The following is a 2,604-nucleotide window of genomic DNA, read 5'->3' on the forward strand; positions in this document are numbered from 1 at the left end:
CGCCCCCCACCCGCTCGGTCAGGGCCCCGGACAGCGCGGCGAGCGCCGCGTCCGTACCGCCCGGGCCGCCGGCCGGCGCGGACAGCAGCCGGACCTGTGCGCCGAGCCGACGGGTGGTCAGCGCGATATCGGCCAGTGTCGGGAAGTCGTCCTCGAACAGCACGAGTTCGGGCCGTTCACGGTAGTCCAGCGCCGTTGTCAGCGCGGCGACGGCCGACGATACGGAGCTGCCGACGAACACCTGCTCGGGCGCGCAGCCGATGAGCCGTGCGAAGGCGCCGCGCGCCGCCTCCATCTCCTCCAGCCACAGGTCCCAGCGCGCTCCGCCGTCGTCCCACTCGTCCAGGAAACCGGCGACGGCGGCCCGGACCGGCCCTCCCAGCGCGCCCTTGCTTGCCGAGTCGAGGTATGTACGCCGGTGCACCAGCGGAAAGTCCGCACGGTCCACGAGCGCGGCGCGGGCCGCGACCGGAACGACGTGGTCCACGCTTGCTTCCTCGGCGGTCATGGCCGCGCCTCAACACCGCCGAGGACGGGCCCGTCGGCGGTCAGTTCCGGCCCTCCTCCGCGAGAGCCGCCGTCAGCTGTCCGGCGATCCACCTCGCGTCCGCCGTCGACACGCCGGGATGCACCGGCAGTGCCAGCAGCCGGTGCCAGGCCGCCTCGGCGTGTACGGGCGGCTCCGGTATCCGGCACACCGACGCCAGGAAGGCGTGCCGTGACAGCGGCGCGTAGTAGGAGCCGGTCACGATCCCGGCGCGGCGCAGCCGTTCCGCCACACGGTCGCGCGGCGTCCCATGGCCGTCCGGATCCGCCGCCAACTGGATCTGATAGAGATACCAACTGTGCTCCTCCGTGGAAGTCCGGTGGGGCAGATCGACGCCGGGCAGCCTGGCGAGGGCGTGGTCGTAGATCCGTACGACGTCACGGCGGGCGCGTTGCAGCTCCGGCAGCCGGGCCAACTGGGTGCGGCCCACGGCGGCATGCACATCGCTGAGGTTGTACTTCCAGCCCGCGGCGACCGCTTCGTAGGAGGCCGCCGTGGCCGGGAGCGCCGGGTCCCACGAGAAACGCAGCCCGTGCCGGGCCAGCAGCCGGGCGCGGTCGACGATCTCCGCAGGACCGGTCAGAGCACCGCCCTCGACGGAGGTGAGGTTCTTCGTGGCGTAGAAGCTGAAACAGGACACATCCGCCTCACCGGCGATATGCCGTCCGTCGATCCGTGTGTCGACCGCGTGCGCGGCGTCCGCCACGAGCGGCAGGGCATGGCGGTCGGCGACGGCCCGCAGAGCCGTCATGTCGCAGGCGGCGCCGCCCATATGGACCGGTATGACGGCCCGGGTACGAGGCGTCACCGCCGACGCCACGGCGGCCGGGCTGATGTTCAGGGTCCGCGGATCGACATCGACAAGCACCGGGACGGCGCCGACGGCCAGTACGGCGTTGACGGTGGCAGGGAAGGTCAGCACGGAGGTGATCACCTCGTCGCCCGCGCCGACGCCCAGACATAGCAGCGCCAGATGCAGGGCGGCGGTGCACGAGTTCACCGCGAGGACCGGTCCGGTCCCGAAGTGCCCGGCCAGTTCCTCCTCGAAGAGCGCGGTCTCCGGGCCGGTGGTGAGGCCGCCCGAGCCGAGTACGCGTGCGACGGCGGCGAGTTCGGCCTCACCGACGCCATGCCCGGTCACCGGGACAGGACGGCCGCCCTCGGCGCTCTGTGAAGCGTGCGACACCGTCCGTCTCCCCACCCCGAGAGCCCTCTCCCCGTGCGGGGACCGGTGAGTACCTCAGCAGAGTACGCCGATCGGCCCTCATTGAGGGCGGTTTCGCACTCGTTTGATCCGAATGTCTGATGGGTATGCCCCAGCTCTCCGCACTTCGCACGGCTCTCCCGACTTCATCACTTAGGCCCTCCCTGCGCACCTTCGCCGCCTTTGGAGGCATGCCATGCCGACCGTCACCGCTTCCGAGGTCGAGCGCACGCTCCTGCGGGCCAACCGGCAGATCCGGGCCGGGCGGGCGCCTCATCCCTCGGACACCGACTGGGCCGTACGCAAGGGCACTGTCTGGCTGCGACGGCCCTCGGCGGTCGTGGACTTCTACCAGTTCTGGTTCCGTACCCGAGGCTGCACCTTCGACCGCGGCGGACAGTGCAGCATGTGCAACTACGGTGTGGGCCCGGAGATCGATCCCGACGAGGTCCACCGTTCCGTCGCCGCGCGGATCGCGTCCGTGCCGGAGGGCTCACTGATCTATCTCTCGCCCTCGGGCAGTCTGTTCGACGAGCGTGAGGTGCCGCCCGGACTACGGCAGGACCTGCTGCGGTGCGTCGCGCGCCGCAGACCGGTCGGCTTCACCTTCGAGACCCGCCCGGAGTTCTGTTCGCCGCGTCTGCTGGACGAGATACAGGCCTTTCTGCCCGGCGCCGCCATCGCCTGCCATCTCGGTGTGGAGTCCTGGGATCCCGACAAGCGCCGTCGCTGCCATCTCAAGCGCACACCGACCGCGTGTTACGAGACGGCCGCCCGCGAGCTGCGGGCCCGCCGTATCGCTCCCATCGCCAACATCACCCTCGGCGGGCTCGGCCCGTCGCCCGCCGCGGCG

2 protein-coding genes and 1 pseudogene are annotated in these 2,604 nt (G+C 71.4%); 1 reads left to right on the forward strand and 2 read right to left on the reverse strand.

Features of this window, described 5'->3' with window-relative positions; translation table 11 throughout:
- Window positions 1-487, reverse strand: a pseudogene (locus GA0115259_RS37430) (hypothetical protein); the annotation flags it as partial.
- 61 nt (window positions 488-548) lie between these two features.
- On the reverse strand, window positions 549-1,733 hold the full coding sequence (locus GA0115259_RS37435; RefSeq protein ID WP_161230607.1) for a DegT/DnrJ/EryC1/StrS family aminotransferase: 1,185 nt from the start codon (window positions 1,731-1,733) through the stop codon (window positions 549-551).
- Between the two features lie 214 nt (window positions 1,734-1,947).
- On the opposite strand from GA0115259_RS37435, the gene GA0115259_RS37440 reads away from it, so the two are divergent.
- Window positions 1,948-2,604: hypothetical protein (locus GA0115259_RS37440; protein ID WP_141716872.1), on the forward strand; the 657-nt coding region annotated here is incomplete at its 3' end.

The organism is Streptomyces sp. MnatMP-M17, from assembly GCF_900091995.1.
Taxonomy (GTDB): Bacteria; Actinomycetota; Actinomycetes; order Streptomycetales; family Streptomycetaceae; genus Streptomyces.